Below are 19,002 nucleotides of genomic sequence, written 5' to 3'. Positions count from 1 at the left end.
TCCCGTGACTTTGTGTACAAATCATTGACAAAGCAAGAATCCTGTACTAAAATGAAAGTCGCACATTTTTAGTAAGTATATATAAAAGGAGTAGAGTGAATGAGTTTAGGTTTACTGATTATCCGCCTTGTCATCGGTCTCACTTTTGCAGGGCACGGAACGCAGAAATTATTCGGGTGGTTCGGTGGTCCCGGCTTAAAGGGAACGGCTGGTTGGCTGGACTCGATGGGTATGAAACCAGGCTTCCTTGCCGCACTTCTCGCTGGACTTGGTGAGTTAGTAGCTGGTCTTCTCCTAGCACTCGGACTTTGGCTTCCCGTGAGTGCGGCATTGTTTATTATCACGATGGTGGTTGCTATCATCACAGTCCACGGTAAGAACGGATTCTGGCTTACCAAAAGCGGCATTGAATACAATGTGACGCTTATCGGTGTTGCCCTAGGTGTTGCGCTTATCGGACCAGGGGCGTACGCTATTCATTTTTAATCCAAATAAGCGATTTAAATAAATTAAAATGGGAACCCGAAGAACATGCTGGGTTCCCATTTATGGTTATACAAGGGTCAATTTAGGTATGCCGTGGAGACTTAGAACACCTTCTTTTCGTCCCGATAATCCTTAATTATTTCAACGGCCTCACGGAATCTCATCGAGTGAACGATTTCACGTTCGCGTAAAAATTTCAGGCTGTCGATGATATCGGGATCGTCTGTATTGTCAATAATCCACTGGTACGTGGCCCGGGCTTTTTCCTCCGCCGCAATGTCCTCGTACAAGTCTGCAATGGGATCCCCCTTGGCTTGAATATAAGCCGCTGTCCAGGGAACACCGGAGGCGTTTTCGTAGTAGAGGGCCGAATCGTGGTTGACGTAGTGATCGGCTAAACCCGCTTGTTTTAGTTGTTCTGGTGTCGCATCCTTCGTCAGTTTGTATACCATCGTCGCGATCATTTCAAGGTGCGCAAACTCTTCCGTTCCAATGTCCGTTAACAGCCCAATGACCTTATCGGGGATGGTGTATCGCTGATTTAAATAGCGCAACGCCGCGGACAACTCCCCATCCGCACCACCGTACTGTTCAATGAGTAACCTTGCTAGTTTTGGATCGCACTTACTCACCCGAACAGGATACTGCAATTTCTTCTCATAAATCCACACTGGCAACCCCTCCCCTGGGCCAATCGCACTTCAGTTGCCATTTCGACCGGTCAACTCCACTTTTTACACCTGCCAGGGCCACGGTGTTTCTGCCCATTTCCATGAGGTTCCATCGGCGGGACTCATGCCGAACTCGTACATCGGGCCGAAGGCTGACTCGAACTGCTGGACCAAATTTTGTTTCCGCTTTTGGAACTGTTGGAATTGGGCGAGTGCTTGTTTGTCGTCCGGATGTGTATCGAGATACAGGGTTAACTCAACCAAGACAAAATCGACCGACTGAAGTTCGTGCATGTACTGGTAGTATTGTTTCGGAACGGTGCCGCTCATCTCTTCCCCTCCCGTTCCCCATATGGATACGGACTGTACAGATCTGGCCAGAGCGTTCCTCGCCGAAGTGCCTCATGCGGAGAATATTGTTTTAAACCCGAGGATTGGAATGTCATCATTTGATTGGGTGGGACAACGTATCGTTTCGCCCGTGGAGGGCATGGGTCAAACGGACTATGATATGGCTGATACTGACGCCACTGACTTTCACCGAGTTTTCCCTCTTCCACAGCCGACTCCTCCTTTCACCACCACGCGGTGACTTCGTGCCCATATGTATGCCGGTGGGACAGTGAAAAGTCGGAAAACGGGTTTTCATTTGTGTTTTCCGCATAAAAAATACTCTCCAGCATCGGCAAGCTCAGAGAGTATTTCGTTCATTGAGTTATTTATGATATTCGATGTCAAGCTCAACTACGTGAAAGAAGTTCTCGTTTTCGGTGTGTCATCACTTCCGGCTAGTAAACGTACGGAGCCGTTCAACTCGGACGAGCCCACGCAGAATTCGTGGGAGCAATCCGGTCCATTGTGATTTCCGGCGGCTGGCATAAAACGCATCGAGTTTCCAGAAGTGTGTCGAGTCACGTTCCAATTGTTCCTGTCTTAAGCGAATCAGCATTTCGGAGTCCCAGAGGTTCATCATGGATATCCATCCCCATAAATTGTGTGACGTACTTGGAGATAGCGCCGAAGAACCACAACAGTGATTCTACGGTTGAAATTCGATCCGTCCAACATACTGAACTTCAGAAACGTCCAAGTCATCTGCCTCCCCGTCCATGATGCGGCGGATACACTCTAGCGTATCGGTCAAGACAACGTGTTCTCCTGGTTTTCCCGTAAAAGCTTCCGCAACGAAGAATGGCTGTGTGAAAAACGCCTCCAGTCTCTCACCGCGTCGGTACGTTTCCATATCGGATGCCGGAACTTTCTCCACTCCCCTGATGTTCACCAACGCCCGCAACTCCCGATAACGACGAAGCATCTTGCGAGCCCGCTGCTGAATGTTCAAATGAGCGGCTTCCAACTGAGCTCCCTCGAGCAGCGTAGAGGTGGATATGACTGGGTCAACAGCCGGATAAAATCCCCTCGCTGCGAGGTCTGCATCAAATCTGAGCAACGTGTCTAATGGACCGTACGGAGACTCTTCATCCGCACCGTGTCCCAGTGTGTCGACCAACACAACGGTCACCGGACGTGCTCCTGCTTCTTGAATTCGCTCCTTCAGAGTGGCCAACTCACCCGACAGGACCATAGATCTGTCCACACCCAACAAGACATCCTTGTCTGTCCGTAAATTGGACACTTCATCCTGAACTTCATCGAGGGAGTGACAGACAACCTCAACTTCCGCAACGACATCGCTAATACCGATAGCCTCTTCACCTGGCATCCAAAACACCGTCGCGAACTGCCGTTGCTGTAACCGACGAAAGAGTTCAGCGAGCAGCACCAACTGACCCATTCCAGGGCGGGCAACAAATCCTATCGTTCCCCCACGCACGATGGGCGCAAAGACGTCGACCACTTTAATACCCGTTTCGATCATTCCGACACCGCCTCCACGAATAATCAGCTCATCCAAGCGACACCCAGCGAGCGCCGCCAACGCAACCAACGTTCGCACCTCCGCACGTGCCACGGGAATTTTTCCTGTGCAGAGATTGGAGACGGTTGCAGCACGTAGTCCGACACGCCGAGCCGCGGTCGTCAAGTTAGGGACCCTTCGACGCAACAATGGAACATTTAGCTGTATATCCTCAAACACCTTTCTCCCTCCCTTTACTCTGAAGAATAATCAATATTACGTGCAAACGCAATAGACATTTTACGCTGAAGAGAAACTTTTTTTGCTTTACTGAGTACACAAATACCCAGAAGACAAAAATAGGGCTGCTACCAGAGCCGATGGAACACGGCTTTGATAACAGCCCCGGGTGACACAATGCCTCAGTGGATAAGTAACCCTACAATGATTCCCACCAAACAGCCGCCAACAACCTCTGTGGGTTTATGGCCAACTTGTTCATTTAACACAGGCCAGTCGATTAACCACCACGGCGACTTGACGACCTTGAGCGGCCGAATACCTTGTGCCTTGGCGGACTCGTCTGGTTCTGAATGCGAGTCAGTTGGGCCACCGCTCGTTACATTGTTAAGTTGTTGTCCACGGAGATCGTTTAGTAATCGATTGAGAACAGCCGCTTGGCGACCCGTTTGCCAGCGTACACCGGCTGCATCATACATGACAACCGCTGCAACGAAAAAGCCGATGGCGAGGACGGGATCGGACCCGCCGTACCGCATCCACAGTTCAACTACAAGTGCGGTCACAAGTGCTGTATGTGAACTCGGCATGCCTCCTGAATTCCGCATCTGACGCCAATTCCACGACTGCAAGCGCACCATATTGTATATCGGTTTTAAGCCCTGTGCCACTACCATGGCTACCAATGGGGCCACCCACATATATGAGGAAGGGTGAATCACAATTGGGACGCTCCTTTGTCAAGTTGTACGACCGTACCGTACTGGAGAAAGGTCACAGTTTCCTCGGCTCGCTTAGTCTAAACGCTGGGCGAGTAGCGACCATACTCCCATCTCTGGGACCGATTCGACAGACAGACGGCCATCACGATGCCCTTGATGGCGATTGATGATTCCGTTTGATAAATAACTTGTCCAAACGCATCATACCGTAAAGTATGCTCATGATGAAGAGAATAATGGATGCGACGTCAAACGGGGCACTCGGCCCCATGGCGTTCCACATCTCCGTTCCAACCACGGGACCGACGGCCATACCGAGACCCTCGACTGTCATAAACACACCAAACATGACCGCCCTGCGCTGTGGCGTAATACACTGTGCCACAACGGCGTTCCATGACGGCAGGATGAATGCATATGCTGCACCAAACAAGACGACGGCGAAAAAAATGCCTCGCACCTGATGAAGACCACCAATGATAGGCAAAGACACGGCGGCCATGAGAAATCCTGCTACTAAAAAAGCTCGATATCCGTACTTGTCTACTAGACGGCCCACCGGCACCTGCAAGAGCACGGCTGCTGCTCCTCCGGTCAGCAATAGATAGCTGTACATTCGCGAGTCGAGGTGTAGCACATTTCTTGCATACAAGACCAGCACGGGGAGCAATACGCCGATTGCAAATGTCTGTACGAAAACACCTGGAAATAATACCTTCACGCTGTTCACTTCGCGTAGAACCATGAGTAAGTGTGTACGCTTACGCAGACCCGTCCTGGCGCTCCAACTGCTCATCACAACCATCGCTAACACGTATGCACACGTCCAGAGCACCATGAGTGTGGCAAATCCCCGTTGAACATGCACACCAAACAGCCAACTCATGCAAATAGCGCCCAGCCCTGCTCCTAGGAGCCAAGCCATCATGACGCCGCCCATCGCTGTCGCGTAGGCATCCGGTTCCAAGCCTTCCGTGGCTCGCGCTATAACGGCTGGCCAGATGGCGGCCATGCCAACACCCAGGAGAGCACACCCAACAAGAATCAGCCAAAAGACCTGTTGACTGACGACGAGCCAAAGCCCGAAACCTGCAACAGCCAGTAGCGCAAGGCACACTTTCCGTTGCCCGAGTCTATCTACCAACCATCCAGCAGGCGAACGCAAGCCCGTGTCAAAGACATAGTGAGCAGCCATGGCATACCCAATCGCTGCGGTGGAAAAACCCAGTACATTGTGAACATACATCGGGATAATAAAAAAAATCAGCGATCCGCGGACAAATTCACACAGACCAAGCACTAACAGCGCGAGGCTGCGTTTCAGACCAAACACCGTTTTCGCTGTACTTTGCACCTGGTCACTCCCTTTGGGCGCTTGACCGCACCGGTGACTGGAACACCGCTCGTCCAACCGGACTATCTCAACCCGTATCGGGCACAGCTATGGACGACCTTGACGATATGCCTCGTATAATAAGATGCTCCCAGCCACCGCTGCGTTCAAACTCTCCGTGTCCGCCTGCATGGGAATGGCAACAGCGAGATCGGCTAATTCACGCACTTCGTCACTCGCACCGAATGCCTCACTGCCAATGACGACTAACGTCGGCCGGCGCATGTCTGCCGAATAACACAATTCATCCGCGTCGGCAGCCGCCACGATGACACGCCCATCAGGGTGATTCCGCCGCCAATCCTCTATGAATTGCACACTGTCCTCAGTCCACAAATCCAAACGAAACATACCGCCCATCGCGCTGCGGACGACTTTGGGGGCAAACGGATCGACTGTGCTCGTGCCACAGCAAACTGAATGAAAGCCGAATGCTTCACACGAACGCAGCAGCGTTCCCACGTTCCCGGGGTCCTGGATCCCGTCTAGCAAAACCGCGTGCGTCGAGATCGATCCCGCCTGGGAGCCTGTCTCAGGTAACTTCGCTATCGCGATAAGTCCCTGTGGTGTCGTCGTATCGGATACGAGGGCGAAGGCAGCCGGAGAGAGTTCATAGACGTGCCCCTGAAACTTCGGGTGTTCTGTTAGGTGTGACGGGGGCTCGTCCGCCGCAACATTCCATAACAGCGCTTCCAATTCATACGCACTGCCAACCAGTTCCTCGACCAATCGGCGGCCTTCTACTAAAAACAGACCTTGCCGTGATCGGACTTTTTTTGACTTCAACTGGCTCCAGGCACGCACGCGGGCATTCTGCGGCGACTCGATATACACACCAAATCCTCCTAGAAACGGTTCTCCCACTGTACCCCTGTGGGGCAGGGAAAACGTTCACAAAAACAGAATTCCCCGGAACGCTCATAGCCTAAACGGTCACGACCAGCGACCAGCCCCGTCCCTGGGAAACACGAGAATCACTCGAAAATGACAAAAGCGCCCGGCCAGGATTCTGACCGGGGCGAGTTTGTTAGGCGTTTAGCTTCTCACGAGCTACGTTGACCAACTGCGTAAACGCAGCCCCATCCGCAACTGCGAGGTCAGCCAACATCTTGCGGTTCACTTCGACGCCTGCCAACTTCAAACCGTACATGAACTTGTTGTAAGACATTCCGTTCGAACGAGCTGCCGCATTAATACGCTGGATCCAGAGGCGGCGGAAGTCGCGCTTACGGACTCGACGATCACGGTAAGCATACATCAGCGACTTCATTACCTGCTGCTTCGCTGTGCGGAATAAACGGTGCTTCGAACCGCGGTAGCCGCGGGCTAACTTCAAAATTTTCTTGTGGCGACGGCGCGTCACCATACCACCTTTAACACGTGCCATGACTAAATGTTTCCTCCTTTAGGTCCTTCATGCTGCTCCACGAGACATATGATTATTTATAAGCCACCAACTGTTTAATACGCTTGTAATCGCTCGCAGAAATCAGCGTGGTACCACGGAGACGACGCTTGCGAGATGCAGACTTGTGCTCGGATTTGTGATATGCAAACGCGTGTGCGCGCTTCAATTTTCCAGAAGCCGTACGCTTTACGCGCTTTTTCAAACCACTGTGTGATTTCATCTTGTTGGCCATGTAACTTCCTCCGTTCTAAAATCGAAACCTGTGCCTCCCCTTGGGGGAACACTGACTGAGAGCCTACGCGCTCGGTTGTTTGGGTGACAAAATCATGACCATGTGACGGCCTTCCAAGCGCGGCATACGTTCCACCACCGCTTGTTCCTCAGCTGACTTGGCTAATTTGAGCAAGAGTTCTTGGCCGATGTTCGAGTGCGTGATTTCGCGACCGCGAAAACGCACAGATACTTTGACTTTCGAACCGTCACTGAGGAATTTGAGGACGTTTTTCAACTTCACGTTGAAGTCGTGCGCCTCAATGTTTGGCGTCATGCGAACTTCCTTGAGAAGAACGACCTTTTGGTTCTTCCGCGACTCTTTTTCTTTCTTGCTCTGCTCGTACTTGAACTTGCCAAAATCCATGATCCGGCAGACAGGTGGCTTCGCGTTCGGTGCGACGTTGACCAAATCCAAGTTCCGCTCTTCCGCTAAACGGAGTGCATCACGCAGGGACATAATGCCAAGCTGCTCGTTTTCCGCGTCAACAACACGGACTTCCCGCGCGCGAATTCCATCATTCACCTGATATCCTTCTTTGCTAATCTGATGTCACCTCCGAAAAATGTGTAGCCGATACCACGTCGACAAAAAAGCGCAGGCCAATGGCCTGCGCTCCCTAGATAGCGTCATTGAATGACGACAGAGTCGTCTTTCCAGGGTAACCCGTCAGCATAGCCGATCAGGTGAGAAGCGGCAGGCTTCTGCTTGGTACACAAATCAAATTATCGTTGTCATTTTAGAGTGTTTTTGGCAGACTGTCAAGCTTCAACATTAAACCGCCGGGTTTTATGCTTCAACCAACAGTGCCTTACTCTGTACATCTTCTTGAAGTCTCTTTGCGAAGGTTTCCAGGTCCATACTACCCTGGTCACCCGTTTGGTAACGACGAACGGAAACCGTGCCTTCTTCCGCTTCCCGCTGTCCGACCACCAGCGTGTAGGGAACCTTATGCACCTGTGCTTCACGGATCTTGTAACCGATTTTCTCAGGTCTCGTATCGGCGTCTACGCGCAGCCCTTGCTGGCGGAGTTTATCTGCAACCTCTTCAGCATACGGTGCGAAGTCACTGGAGACGGATGCGACCACCGCTTGAACAGGTGCCAGCCAAGTCGGAAACGCACCTTTGTACTGCTCAATGAGGAAAGCGGTAAACCGCTCCATGGTGCCCACGACCCCGCGATGAATGACGACCGGACGATGCATTTTGCCGTCTTCCCCAACGTATTCGAGATCAAATCGATTCGGCAGGTGGAAGTCCAACTGTACGGTCGACAGTGTTTCATCCTTGCCCAAAGCCGTGCGGACTTGAACGTCCAATTTCGGACCATAGAATGCCGCTTCACCTGGCGCTTCAACATAATCCAGCCCGAGATTGTCCATCGCTTGACGCAGCATCTGCTGTGCCTTCTCCCACATTTCGTCGTTCTGCACATATTTCTCGGTGTCCGCCGGATCGCGATAGCTCAACCGGTGGTAGTAATCCTTGATGCCGAAATCCTTGTAGACACGTTCAATCAAGCGCACGACGCGCTCAAATTCACTCTGGATTTGATCCGGACGGCAGAAGATATGCGCGTCATTCAAGGTCATCGCGCGTACGCGTTGCAACCCGGCCAACGCCCCGGACATTTCATATCTGTGCATCATGCCGAGTTCCGCAACGCGAATGGGCAGTTCGCGATAACTGTGCATGTGATTTTTGTAGATCATCATGTGGTGCGGGCAATTCATCGGCCGCAGAACGAGTTCCTCATTGTCCATTTGCATGGGCGGATACATGTCTTCGTGATAGTGATCCCAGTGGCCGGAGATCTTGTACAACTCAATGCTTGCAAGGTGGGGCGTATAGACGTGATCGTAGCCGAGAGACTCCTCTAAATCCACGATGTAACGCTCGATGGTCCGACGAATCTTGGCACCGTTGGGCAGCCACAAAGGCAAACCTTGCCCGACTTCAGGTGACAACATGAAGATGTCGAGCTCTTTGCCGATCCGGCGGTGATCACGCTCACGAGCTTCTTGTTGCAGGCGATTGTACTCGTCGAGATCGCTCTTCTTTGCGAAAGCGACCGCGTACAACCGCGTGAGCATTTCACGCGAAGAGTCGCCCCGCCAGTACGCACCAGCAATGCTCTGCAACTGGAACACTTTAATGCGGCCTGTGGACGGCAGGTGTGGACCACGGCAGAGATCGACAAACTCGGCCTGCTTGTAAATGGTGAGTGTCGTGTCCGCCGGCAAGTCCTCAATGATTTCCACTTTGAAGCGATCTTCCCTGTCCCGGAACATCTTGAGCGCTGCTTCCCGGGAAATGACTTCACGCTCGATCGGATAATCCGCATCGACGATTTTCTTCATCTCGGCCTCGATGCGAGGTAAGTCCTCCGGTGTAAAGTCGTGATCGGCAAAATCGTAATAAAACCCGTTTTCAATCACAGGACCAATGGCAAACTTGGTGCCTGGGAAAATACGTGCTACCGCTTGAGCCATGACGTGCGCCGTGGAATGGCGCATCACGTCAAGGCCTTCCGGGTCCTTTAACGTCAACAGTTCTACTTGCGCACCATCTTCGATCTCGCGGGATAGATCCACAACTTGTCCGTTCGCTTTCGCAGCGACAGCTTCCTTCGCCAGACGGGGACTGATACCCGCTGCGACATCTGCATACGTGCTGCCAGCGGGTAGACGCCGTTCCGATCCGTCTTTCAAATGAATAACCACTTCGTTTGCCACGTGTTTTGCCTCCTATGGGGAATCCGATTCACCGATAGACACCTGTTTTTGGACAAATAAAAAACGCCCTCGCCCATGGGACGAGAACGTCGGTCACGTGATTCCACCCAAATTCCTCAATGTACCTGGTCATCGCCAGCGCATCATTGAGCTCCTTCACCGTAACGGGGTGTACCGGCCACTGTTTCAGCGGTTTGCCTCCCCAGTGACTGCTTGGAAAGTGGTGTCTCGCAGAGCCTCGTGCAGGACGCTTGCAGCCTTGGCGTCCCTCTCTAGTGTACGATGCGAAGCGAGTGCGTCTTTCCGCAATGCAATTTGAGTATCAGTTAATACTATGCAGACTACGACAGGTTACCCGGCCTGTCAAGTATCATACGTGTCTCAGTGATTTCGGCGAAAGCGATGTTCATGCGGACCATCTACCGGTAAATGATGGTGTGCCTGTTCCAACTGTTGGCAAGTACTACAATGATCACATCGCTGTACACGTTCGGAAAATACCCTATCGAGTGTTTCAGCAAAACTCGGCCACATCGCGTCAGGATTCATATCATGAAGAACGATCCGGCAAGGCGACCTCGTGATCAAAATACTCATTGCCAAGTCTTCACTATTCAAGTCCCCACCAGACTCAGCCAAGGCGATCTCGGTGATGTCACTATCGCGTACGAGACCACCGCTTGCATCCGTGATCCAAACCCGATCCGGAGCGCAAAACACATGTAATTCCCGCTCCACAGAAGGTTGTGACTCAAGCATGTACTTCAGCATGGAGACGGATTCCTCATACTCCCTATCTATCATGAACTGCCCTACCCGATCAGCCATCATACTACTGAGTCCATTCATAAATGCCCTCAGGCGAAACCGTGCAAACCCGTCGAGCGATATTATCGTTTGATTCGCATTCAACAAAGCATGAAGCCCTTGTACGGAGCGGTTGATCCACTCACTGTACGCTCGTTTGGCAATCGTCACTTCCCCCGAGCGCACCTCATGGAGAAAGACAAGAATGAGATATTCCAACTCATCATTTGTCAGTTGTCTCTGCTCCGTTTGAAGCTGTGCCTCTAGAGTTGCAAACAACCAATCGCTAAACAGCACATTCGTGAGAACTTGCGACATCTGCGGGATGGCGTGTGGATGATACTCACATATTAATGCATTAGCTAGCGAGTCCTCATCCTTCACTTCCACGCCACTTACACGGGATAGTTTGTCAATCAGGGCCGGGAACGCGTGGTTAATTGTTACCTTAATGATAGGCACGTTCACCAGTCCTTCCATCGCGAATTTCCAGTCTTACCCTTACCGCATTTCCAGTATGAGGATGTTCACGATAGGCTATACCCCGGACATTCCAGTTAAACGACAAAACCGCCAACGCAAACAATGCGTCGACGGTATCACTTTGGTGCGGCTGACGGGAATCGAACTTATAGCCTCCAGCCCCCACCGATTACGGTGGCGCGCTCCCTCTGAGCCATGACCGCTTATTGAAACGGGACAGGCCGAAGCCCATTTTACCCGTTCACGTCGTTCCCTCGCGTACGCCACTACCGTCTTTCTACAGCATACACATCACACTGTCTCAACGGTGTAGGCATACAGAAGGAGGACGCCAAAATTACGCGCGAACCGACACAGGTAGTGCCGAAACGTGCGCCCATAATTCGGCTGCAGCCTTCTCCAAGTTAACAGGTTTATTCGATCCGTCTTGCACAAACGCATGCCGAGTATGTCCGGTTGCACAAACTTCCCCCGCATCGTTCAGTACGTCATACACGAACATCAGTCTCGCACGCGAACGTTCAACTAGACGGGCAACAACGGTAATTTGGTCTTCCGCTCTCAATGCCTTGATATACTTACAAGCCACATCTGTCACAAGTAAGTGGATTTTAGCCACGTGAAAAGTGTCCATATACTGTATTCCGTTTTCAGACAAGAAGTGCATACGTGCCACAGAAAACCAATCAATATAGGCTGGGTGATAGACGATACCTGCCGGATCGCATTCACCCCAACGAACTTCCAGCCTCGTTTCAACTGCCTCGATCATGACAAACCTCCTAAAAACACAAAAGACACAAAAGCACAAAAAAGCCGCTCGTGGTGAGCGGCGAAGATTTAAAGGAAAAGCGTCTCAGAGCTTCACGACGTTTGCGGCTTGGGGACCCTTCGGCCCTTCCACTACGTCAAAACTTACGCGTTGGCCTTCGTCAAGTGTCTTAAAGCCAGTTCCCTCAATGGCACTGTAGTGAACGAACACGTCGTCGCCACCCTCGACAGAAATAAATCCGTAACCCTTTTCACCATTGAACCACTTTACAATACCTTCTTGCATGAACGCGTACCTCCACGGCGGAAATTCGACCGCCCTACAGAATAGGGTATCATCAGAAAACCGTGTACAGCTACAATAAAATCCAATACGCTGAACCTGAGGCCCAGGATATTGGCTCAAAATTCACACACAATGCCGTACTCAATTCGGTTGCTGAAGACGACCTTATTATACACCAACCGAAGCACCGGTAAAGCCTGCGAAACTATGCTAGACAAGGAATATTCCTCGACTTAGTTCGACATTCCCGGTGGTCTTGCATAGCCATCAGATGCCGCTTCGGGTTGAACAGCGTGATCGCCAACCGAATTCATCGCCGGTCCAGCACCCGCATCATCCTTGACCGTCCCTGTTGCACCTAGGTCTGTCCCACTCTGTACGATCGCACCCGAGACAGAATCCGAATTCGTCGAATTTACCGGGTTGGAGCTTGCCGTGTCTCCGGCTCCCTCACTGACGCGAACGGGAGACTTGTGGGACATAAACACAGTGGCAATGGTCGCCAGCGCAGCTACAACGTTCGTGATCTGGTTTGTCAGCTGGTTTGTGATAACGTGCCAACCGAACGCATCCGTGATGACTTTCGCTGCCGCAAGGACACCGACCAATATGGTACTCCACCGTCTATTCTGAAGAAGTTCCCCCAAAACACTCTGCAGTTTGGACACCGTCATCACCTCAGTTCATTTACCCTAATTTGATGTATGAATGAGACAAAAAAATGTTGACAATAAACGATGACCATTGGCATTGACCAAATTAGACGGGCGTGCTAATATTAAATCCGCTACGCGCCGGGGTGGCGGAATTGGCAGACGCAGCAGACTTAAAATCTGCCGGGGCGTGAGCCCCGTACCGGTTCGAGTCCGGTTCTCGGCACCATACATAAGTTTTTCAGTAGGAAATCGCCCGAAACGAGTCTGTCGTTTTTGGGCGATTTTTTGTTTGAGACTGTCGGGCAACGAAACTATCGCATGGGTCGAATCTGATGCGTGTTTCTTGAGGTGAAACATGAGGAATATCAAGGGGATTTAATCGAATGACAAAGTGTCTACAGCCATAGATATTGTCGATATCAAGGTAAATTTAATTGTATCACCTACCGACTGATCAGATGCCATAACTCAGCATGACGCAGTCACAACATTGAATCCGAATGCCCTAGCCTCGTCTACATTGAATGTCTCGTCTAAATGCATGCAGTACACTTTGCTGCGATATTCCTGCGGTATCAACTCACATAGCCGAATCAATGACAAATGTACATTATCGGGATAGTCCGCCTTGCATGTGTCTTGATAGAAGTAGTGAATATCTCCCTCTATGAGCAAACCCAATGCTTGGCTAGGAATCATATTGCTGTCGCCGCTGTAGTAAATGTGTTTGTCGCCCATGGTTAGCAGAAATCCATAGCTCTTCAATTCCTCCGCATGCTCAACTTCAGTGAGTGCAATTGTCAATCCGTAATATGATACAAACGGACTGCTCTTAATAACGTCAAACACGTACTTGTCCTGTGTAACTCCCTCCATCTGCAAAACTGACCGTAAATCGATTTCAAGCTCTTATCAGAAGCCGAACCTTCACTCCGAACATCGGCCGCATATTGTAGTACGTGTAAAAGATCAAGTCGCCCAGTGAACCAATGTGATCAGGGTGAAGGTGTGTAATCAGTACGTCGATGTGTTTGATACCATCGAGTAAATTAGCGCGTTTGATACGGCCAAAATTGGCGCTACCACAATCGATCATGAACAGCGTATCATCGAATTTCATGTAAGCACTGTTGTTGCCGAGCGCAGTATTGAATGCACTTCCACAGCCAACAAAGTTTAGCATCGGTCACCCTTCCATTCAGAACTACCCTCTATATAATGTGTCTTCTTAGACGTACCTTCGAGTTTGGGCGCTCGTAAATGTCATGCGAACTCATCAGTCGCTCTCACTATAACGTTCCCTCTCTCACTTTGAGAATTCCCTGATGTTGGATGTTGTGCACGGCATGACAGAATTCACAGGGATAAGCATTCCATCCAAGCAAACCGTATACGACTAGTAAACATTAGAGAACCACAAATCAACGAGGACACGGTCGGACAAACTTTAGATGTTTATGTGGGTAAGTCCCGAGGCACAACTGTAATGGAACTGACCAACGTTCTCTCTCCTGCCGACCGACAGACGCATGACGAAGGTAACGTAAGTTGTCCCCGTGGAATCGCCCCAAGGCTGTACCAAACGGTTGGAACCACGTACAAACGCAAGTGTTCATAAATCAGGAGGCTTATGTGCGTATGAATAGAGAAGCCAGGGGGTTGGGGAACGGTAGCGCCGCGACCATTCATAAGGCTCCAATTCTGATCTCGCTCGTTCTCGGGGCTTTTGCGGCAATTTTGAATCAGACCCTATTGAATGTAGCGATTCCGAAACTGATGACAGAGTTTAATGTCTCGGCGGACACGATTCAATGGTTAACTACCGGGTATATGCTCACAAACGGGATCGTTATCCCAGGGACGGCGTTTTTAATGGGGACCTTCACGACGAGGCAGTTGTTTCTCGGTTCAATGGCTTGTTTCGGTATCGGTTCCGTATTTTGTGCGGCGGCACCTGATTTCACGGTCATGATGATCGGGCGTGTGATTCAAGCGGCTGGTGCGGGCGTCGTTATGCCACTGATGATGACGGTCATTATGAACCTGTATCCACCAGAAACGCGGGGGCGGGCGATGGGGACGATCGGCATCGCTATGTTCTTTGCTCCAGCTGTGGGACCTACTTTGTCGGGGTGGATCATTCAAAACTACTCATGGCGGCTTCTGTTTTATATCGTCATTCCCGTTGCAGTGATCGACTTGATTGTCGCAGCGATATTCTTAAGAAACGTAATGGAACGGACATTCCCGAAATTTGAGGTGGTCAGTTTCCTGACTTCAACTATTGGTCTAGGTGCACTTCTGTATGGATTTAGTGAAGCGGGTAGCAAAGGTTGGGGAAGTGCTGAAGTAAGAGTCAGTATTATTGTAGGCCTCGTGTTCCTCGTGCTGTTCGTCATTCGGGAGTTGACGTCGACCCACCCGCTTTTAAATTTGCGAGTATTCAAGTACGGCGGTTATTCTCTAGCGGCAGCTGTGAGTTGTGTCATCAACATGGCTATGTTCGGAGGGGCTTTATTGACACCGATGTACATTCAGAACATACGTGGGTATACCCCATTACATTCTGGATTACTATTGCTCCCGGGAGCCATTGTAATGGGGATTATGTCCCCTATTTCCGGTGCTTTGTTGGACAGGATAGGCATTCGCCCATTAGCCATTGTTGGCTTACTGATAACTGTGATCACCACCCGGGAATTAAGCTATCTCACTATAAACACGCCACTCGGTCACATTGAATGGATTTATACGTTCCGAATGTTTGGGATGGGATTCATCATGATGACGATTATGACAAGCGGCCTCAATCATTTACCACGGGAATTTGCCGCGCACGGTACGGCTGCAGCTAATACGGTTCGAATGGTGGCTGGTTCTCTCGGAACATCGTTGCTCATCACTGTCATGACCAATCGGACAACGACGCACTATAATCAGTATGTCAACACCGTAACGTCCACCAATCCACAGATATACAACCAGGTGCAGCAACTGACTCAAGCAATTGCTGCTCAAACCGGTAAGTCTGTCCAGACGGCCAGGGGACTGGTTCAGTACATTTTGCACGGGAAAGCAGAGCAATTAGCAAGCGTCCAAGGCGTCAATGATGCATTTTTGGTTGCCACGGCAATTAGTGTCGTAGCCCTGGTTATGTCATTCTTCTTAAGACGGGCGAAAAAGGAAACGCCGAAGGAACAACCACAACCGAGATTAGCTCTACCGGTTCCTACAGAGCCTCAACAATAAATTGTTCATCGCGGATTCTACGTGTCCGCGGACCAATAAAATGGTGAAAGTGGAATTGAGTCGCCATATATTCACAGTTGTGGTCTGCAAGCAATATAGTCGCTAATGCTCAGACACTACCTTCATCTTCCTCAGTCATCTATGTAAGCACTTCCGGAAGCGATACAAGTGGCCAAGGTACGGCGACAAGCCCATTCCAAACCATTGGTCATGCACTTAGTAGTGCGCAGCCAACACTGTTATAGTCGAACCAGGTACGTACAATGAAATGGTGACCATCACCAAACCGGTAACTCTCGAATCAGATCCAACACAGTCGAATGCTACTGCGTCTACCGTTATTGATGCAACCGGCTCAAACCATGCTGTCCTCATCAATGGGTCGGCAGCTTCAGGTACAGTTGTTACTGGTCTAACATTAGAGAACGCGAAGCAAGAAGGTCTACTTGCTGTTGGCCCAATAGACACAATTTGATTGGTATTCACTCGATCAAATGAGTGGTGTAATGGGTAAACAGATATTAACCGTTGTTCCCTTTCCTACCTCGCTTGAAATATCGATTGTTCCATGATGTGCTATAATGATTTTTTGACTGACCATGACGCCTAATCCAGTTCCACTTTGTTTAGTCGTGTAAAACGGCTCTCCAATCCTTGGTACTACGTCTGCGGGAATTCCTATACCTTCGTCAATAAACTGAATGGACACTGTATCATTATTGGTCGCTAAATTTATAGAAAGTCTTCCACCATTAGGCATAGCTTCAATGGCGTTTTTTACGACATTTATAAACACCTGCTTAATTTGATTTACTTCACAATGGATTAGGGGTATTTGATCTTCATACGACCACTAGCATTGCATAAAACTTCTCTGAGCTTGTCAAGTGAGGCACACCACGGTCTGGACACCAGGTCTGAACACTCAGATTTTTAATTTCAGCGGCTTATGGTCTAAAAAGTCAGTACTCCTGTGTCAGGTAGTCCCAATATCCATAATCAGGAATTTTTATATTAGGTCGTAGGTCACGGTCTCGAGATGCTCCGTTTCACCGTCTATGTACTGCCGCACCGTTTGCTCGAAGATGTCGTCCACCTTGCATCGTCGTCTGCCCTTGGATGTTCGACCTGGGCTCTTGTACAACGCCTTCACAAACTCCGAAAAGCTTCGCTCCCAGTAAAGACGTAAACATTTGTAGACGTCGAGCAGCTTGCCGTTATGGGACACCTTCGCCTGTATAAGAATCAACAGGCAGTATGTAATCAGCGCAATCAGCAGTTGGTTATACACAGCATTTTCACTCTTGCCGTAGAGCCGCTTGAGTACGAGATGTTGCTTGACCCATTTAAAAAACAACTGTCGGGTAAAAGACTGGCGCGGTACCGCCATGCGACCCGTTTCCAGCCCCTCCCCATAAGAACTGCTCGTGAGGTTTTCCCTCAAGCAGCTCACCCCATAAACTTTGTCAAAAGGGTTATGAGACCTATCGTGATTACGGACACTTTCATCGAAACCCGTCTACGCTTTTGAGGGGATGGACTTTCCAGTCCCAGTAAAGCCCCAACACGCCGTACAGATATTCGTTACTCCATCTCCGCCACCCGATGCTACGCTTTCGTCTTCGTTTCCTTCTTGACAGCAGGGTTCGGATTTTCATCTCTGTATAGTCACGGATTTCTCCAAATGCGCGGCTCGAGTTGCCGACCCGAAAATAGTTCACCCATCCAGTCAGTATGGCATTAACTTGTTTCACAACGTCTTTTGCCGGTTTCGCGCCCCCGTTTTGAATTATTTCGCGGATTCTCGCTTTTATCGCCTGTCGGGCTTTCTTCTTCGGTGTCATCAGGATGAAATATCCAGTCCTGCTCCGATTCTGTACTCGTCTGAAATCAAATCCTAGGAAAGAAAATGATTCACCTTTTAGGACGTTGACCATTCGAGTCTTTTCCAGGTTCAGTTCAACCCCCAAGGGTTCCAAATATTCTCGCAGTCGCCGCAACGCTAGCTTGTCCCATCCACGTTTACTGGAGTGGCCACTTACAGTGACAATCATGTCGTCGGCAAATCGGTGGTAATTCACTGCTTCGTAACTACCTTCCGCTGTTTTCCGCCGGATAGCATCAAATGCCCAGTCAACCTCATTCAGGTAGATATTTGCAGCGAGCGGAGAAAACGGTCCGCCTTGCGGAACGCCGATTTTCCCAGCTACCTTAATCACCTGTTTTACAAGGCGCATCACCTGTGGGTCTTGGACACGTTTCGCAATCTTCTCCAGCAGTAAATTGTGCCTTATCGTATCGAAGTAGCGAGACAAATCTACGTCAATCACTGTTGTCATACGTCGCAGTATACTACGTCGCACATTTGCCAGTGCTTGATGCGGGGAGCGCTTCGGTCGAAATCCGTACGAGTTTGGACAGAAATCGGCCTCGAAAATCGCCTCCAGTATCAGTTTTAACGCCCCTTGTACCACGCGGTCCCGGATACACGGAATCTGCAGGGTACGCATTTTCCCATTCGCCTTCGGGATTTCCACTTTACGATTGGCTTGCGGTTGGTAAGTTCCAGCCTGCAGCTCTGCTCGAATGTCTTCTAGGAACGCTCGGACGCCCGATTGCTCTACATCTGCGAAGCTTTGTCCGTCGATGCCTGGGGCTCCGCCGTTTTTCTTCGCATGTTGATACGCTTCGTAGAGGGTAGTCATGTTGGTGATGTGGGTGAATAATCCCCAGAATCGATGCGTAGGTTCAGACTTCGCCTTTTGATATATCCGCCGCCTTAGTTCCTGCAAACTGATGGATGTTTTTATCATGACATCCTTGCCTCCCTCGGTCGTACGGAATGTTTACAGGTTCGGACCCTTCCCTCCTCGCGTGTTTTACTGCACGCGAATCCACGGTACTACGATCCGTTCCGCCACCCTGACGCCTACCGCGCCCATTTCCCGATCACGGTTATAGGGGC

The 19,002-nt window shown here is 50.3% G+C and carries 24 protein-coding genes, 1 tRNA gene and 1 other annotated feature; of the genes, 3 read left to right on the top strand and 22 right to left on the bottom strand.

Annotated features, from left to right (window positions below):
* Nucleotides 1–99: 99 nt before the first annotated feature.
* Nucleotides 100–486, top strand: a complete 387-nt coding sequence (locus NZD86_RS07675; protein ID WP_268045914.1) for a DoxX family protein — start codon at nt 100–102, stop codon at nt 484–486.
* A gap of 101 nt (nt 487–587) precedes the next feature.
* Here NZD86_RS07675 and NZD86_RS07670 read toward each other — a convergent pair whose 3' ends face one another.
* The 17 genes from NZD86_RS07670 to NZD86_RS07590 all read right to left on the bottom strand — a co-directional run bounded on the left by NZD86_RS07670 (nt 588) and on the right by NZD86_RS07590 (nt 12,800).
* On the bottom strand, nt 588–1,157 hold the full coding sequence (locus NZD86_RS07670) for a manganese catalase family protein (protein ID WP_268045913.1): 570 nt from the start codon (nt 1,155–1,157) through the stop codon (nt 588–590).
* A gap of 63 nt (nt 1,158–1,220) precedes the next feature.
* Nucleotides 1,221–1,487 (bottom strand): spore coat protein CotJB, encoded by a 267-nt coding sequence (locus NZD86_RS07665; RefSeq protein WP_268045911.1) that lies wholly within the window; start codon nt 1,485–1,487, stop codon nt 1,221–1,223.
* Entirely contained in the window at nt 1,484–1,717 is a 234-nt protein-coding gene (locus tag NZD86_RS07660; protein WP_268045910.1) for a spore coat associated protein CotJA, read from the bottom strand. Before NZD86_RS07660 ends, NZD86_RS07665 begins: the two co-directional genes overlap by 4 nt.
* A 218-nt stretch (nt 1,718–1,935) precedes the next feature.
* Nucleotides 1,936–2,130: a hypothetical protein gene (locus tag NZD86_RS07655; RefSeq protein WP_268045909.1), complete on the bottom strand. Its 195-nt coding sequence runs from the start codon at nt 2,128–2,130 to the stop codon at nt 1,936–1,938.
* A 66-nt stretch (nt 2,131–2,196) separates the two neighbouring features.
* Nucleotides 2,197–3,255, bottom strand: a complete 1,059-nt coding sequence (locus NZD86_RS07650) for a P-loop NTPase family protein (protein WP_268045908.1) — start codon at nt 3,253–3,255, stop codon at nt 2,197–2,199.
* A gap of 182 nt (nt 3,256–3,437) precedes the next feature.
* Complete coding sequence (locus tag NZD86_RS07645; RefSeq protein ID WP_268046820.1) at nt 3,438–3,956, bottom strand: divergent PAP2 family protein; 519 nt, start codon at nt 3,954–3,956, stop codon at nt 3,438–3,440.
* Between the two features lie 163 nt (nt 3,957–4,119).
* Nucleotides 4,120–5,331 carry an MFS transporter gene (locus NZD86_RS07640; protein ID WP_268045907.1) on the bottom strand — a complete coding sequence of 404 codons (1,212 nt, stop codon included), beginning with the start codon at nt 5,329–5,331 and terminating at the stop codon, nt 4,120–4,122.
* Between the two features lie 87 nt (nt 5,332–5,418).
* Entirely contained in the window at nt 5,419–6,204 is a 786-nt protein-coding gene (locus tag NZD86_RS07635; RefSeq protein ID WP_268045906.1) for a TrmH family RNA methyltransferase, read from the bottom strand.
* A 193-nt stretch (nt 6,205–6,397) separates the two neighbouring features.
* Nucleotides 6,398–6,757, bottom strand: coding sequence for a 50S ribosomal protein L20 (gene rplT / locus NZD86_RS07630; RefSeq protein ID WP_268045905.1), 360 nt, complete (start codon nt 6,755–6,757; stop codon nt 6,398–6,400).
* A gap of 52 nt (nt 6,758–6,809) precedes the next feature.
* Nucleotides 6,810–7,010: a 50S ribosomal protein L35 gene (gene rpmI, locus NZD86_RS07625; protein ID WP_268045904.1), complete on the bottom strand. Its 201-nt coding sequence runs from the start codon at nt 7,008–7,010 to the stop codon at nt 6,810–6,812.
* 63 nt (nt 7,011–7,073) lie between these two features.
* Nucleotides 7,074–7,574, bottom strand: a complete 501-nt coding sequence (gene infC / locus NZD86_RS07620) for a translation initiation factor IF-3 (protein ID WP_407655221.1) — start codon at nt 7,572–7,574, stop codon at nt 7,074–7,076.
* Nucleotides 7,575–7,632: 58 nt separating this feature from the next.
* Nucleotides 7,633–7,765, bottom strand: a sequence feature (ribosomal protein L20 leader region).
* Nucleotides 7,766–7,838: 73 nt separating this feature from the next.
* Nucleotides 7,839–9,785: a threonine--tRNA ligase gene (gene thrS / locus NZD86_RS07615; RefSeq protein ID WP_268045903.1), complete on the bottom strand. Its 1,947-nt coding sequence runs from the start codon at nt 9,783–9,785 to the stop codon at nt 7,839–7,841.
* Nucleotides 9,786–9,813: 28 nt separating this feature from the next.
* Nucleotides 9,814–9,945, bottom strand: a complete 132-nt coding sequence (locus tag NZD86_RS07610; protein ID WP_268045902.1) for a hypothetical protein — start codon at nt 9,943–9,945, stop codon at nt 9,814–9,816.
* A 221-nt stretch (nt 9,946–10,166) separates the two neighbouring features.
* Complete coding sequence (gene ytxC / locus NZD86_RS07605) at nt 10,167–11,054, bottom strand: sporulation protein YtxC (RefSeq protein ID WP_268045901.1); 888 nt, start codon at nt 11,052–11,054, stop codon at nt 10,167–10,169.
* Nucleotides 11,055–11,412: 358 nt separating this feature from the next.
* On the bottom strand, nt 11,413–11,847 hold the full coding sequence (locus tag NZD86_RS07600; protein ID WP_268045900.1) for an acyl-CoA thioesterase: 435 nt from the start codon (nt 11,845–11,847) through the stop codon (nt 11,413–11,415).
* An 84-nt stretch (nt 11,848–11,931) separates the two neighbouring features.
* A complete protein-coding gene (locus tag NZD86_RS07595; protein ID WP_268045899.1) occupies nt 11,932–12,132 on the bottom strand; it encodes a cold-shock protein in 201 nt (66 codons plus the stop codon).
* A gap of 233 nt (nt 12,133–12,365) precedes the next feature.
* Nucleotides 12,366–12,800, bottom strand: a complete 435-nt coding sequence (locus tag NZD86_RS07590) for a hypothetical protein (RefSeq protein WP_268045898.1) — start codon at nt 12,798–12,800, stop codon at nt 12,366–12,368.
* Between the two features lie 125 nt (nt 12,801–12,925).
* Between NZD86_RS07590 and NZD86_RS07585 the strand changes: the two genes are divergently transcribed.
* Nucleotides 12,926–13,014: transfer RNA gene (locus NZD86_RS07585), tRNA-Leu, on the top strand.
* 242 nt (nt 13,015–13,256) lie between these two features.
* Here the strand turns inward: NZD86_RS07585 and NZD86_RS07580 are convergent.
* Complete coding sequence (locus tag NZD86_RS07580; RefSeq protein ID WP_268045897.1) at nt 13,257–13,664, bottom strand: MBL fold metallo-hydrolase; 408 nt, start codon at nt 13,662–13,664, stop codon at nt 13,257–13,259.
* Between the two features lie 25 nt (nt 13,665–13,689).
* Nucleotides 13,690–13,971, bottom strand: coding sequence for an MBL fold metallo-hydrolase (locus tag NZD86_RS07575; RefSeq protein ID WP_268045896.1), 282 nt, complete (start codon nt 13,969–13,971; stop codon nt 13,690–13,692).
* Nucleotides 13,972–14,426: 455 nt separating this feature from the next.
* Between NZD86_RS07575 and NZD86_RS07570 the strand changes: the two genes are divergently transcribed.
* Complete coding sequence (locus NZD86_RS07570) at nt 14,427–16,037, top strand: DHA2 family efflux MFS transporter permease subunit (protein WP_268045895.1); 1,611 nt, start codon at nt 14,427–14,429, stop codon at nt 16,035–16,037.
* 490 nt (nt 16,038–16,527) lie between these two features.
* Here the strand turns inward: NZD86_RS07570 and NZD86_RS07565 are convergent, their stop codons facing one another.
* From NZD86_RS07565 to ltrA, 3 genes are all read right to left on the bottom strand, one after another.
* Nucleotides 16,528–16,842, bottom strand: a complete 315-nt coding sequence (locus NZD86_RS07565) for an ATP-binding protein (protein WP_268046818.1) — start codon at nt 16,840–16,842, stop codon at nt 16,528–16,530.
* Between the two features lie 204 nt (nt 16,843–17,046).
* A complete protein-coding gene (locus NZD86_RS07560; RefSeq protein WP_268042902.1) occupies nt 17,047–17,427 on the bottom strand; it encodes a hypothetical protein in 381 nt (126 codons plus the stop codon).
* 115 nt (nt 17,428–17,542) lie between these two features.
* Entirely contained in the window at nt 17,543–18,850 is a 1,308-nt protein-coding gene (gene ltrA / locus NZD86_RS07555) for a group II intron reverse transcriptase/maturase (protein WP_268042903.1), read from the bottom strand.
* Nucleotides 18,851–19,002 lie beyond the last annotated feature (152 nt).

The organism is Alicyclobacillus dauci (assembly GCF_026651605.1).
GTDB lineage: Bacteria > Bacillota > Bacilli > Alicyclobacillales > Alicyclobacillaceae > Alicyclobacillus > Alicyclobacillus dauci.
The sequence above is the reverse complement of the archived record's forward strand: the minus strand, read 5'-3'. Positions and strand labels throughout refer to the sequence as shown.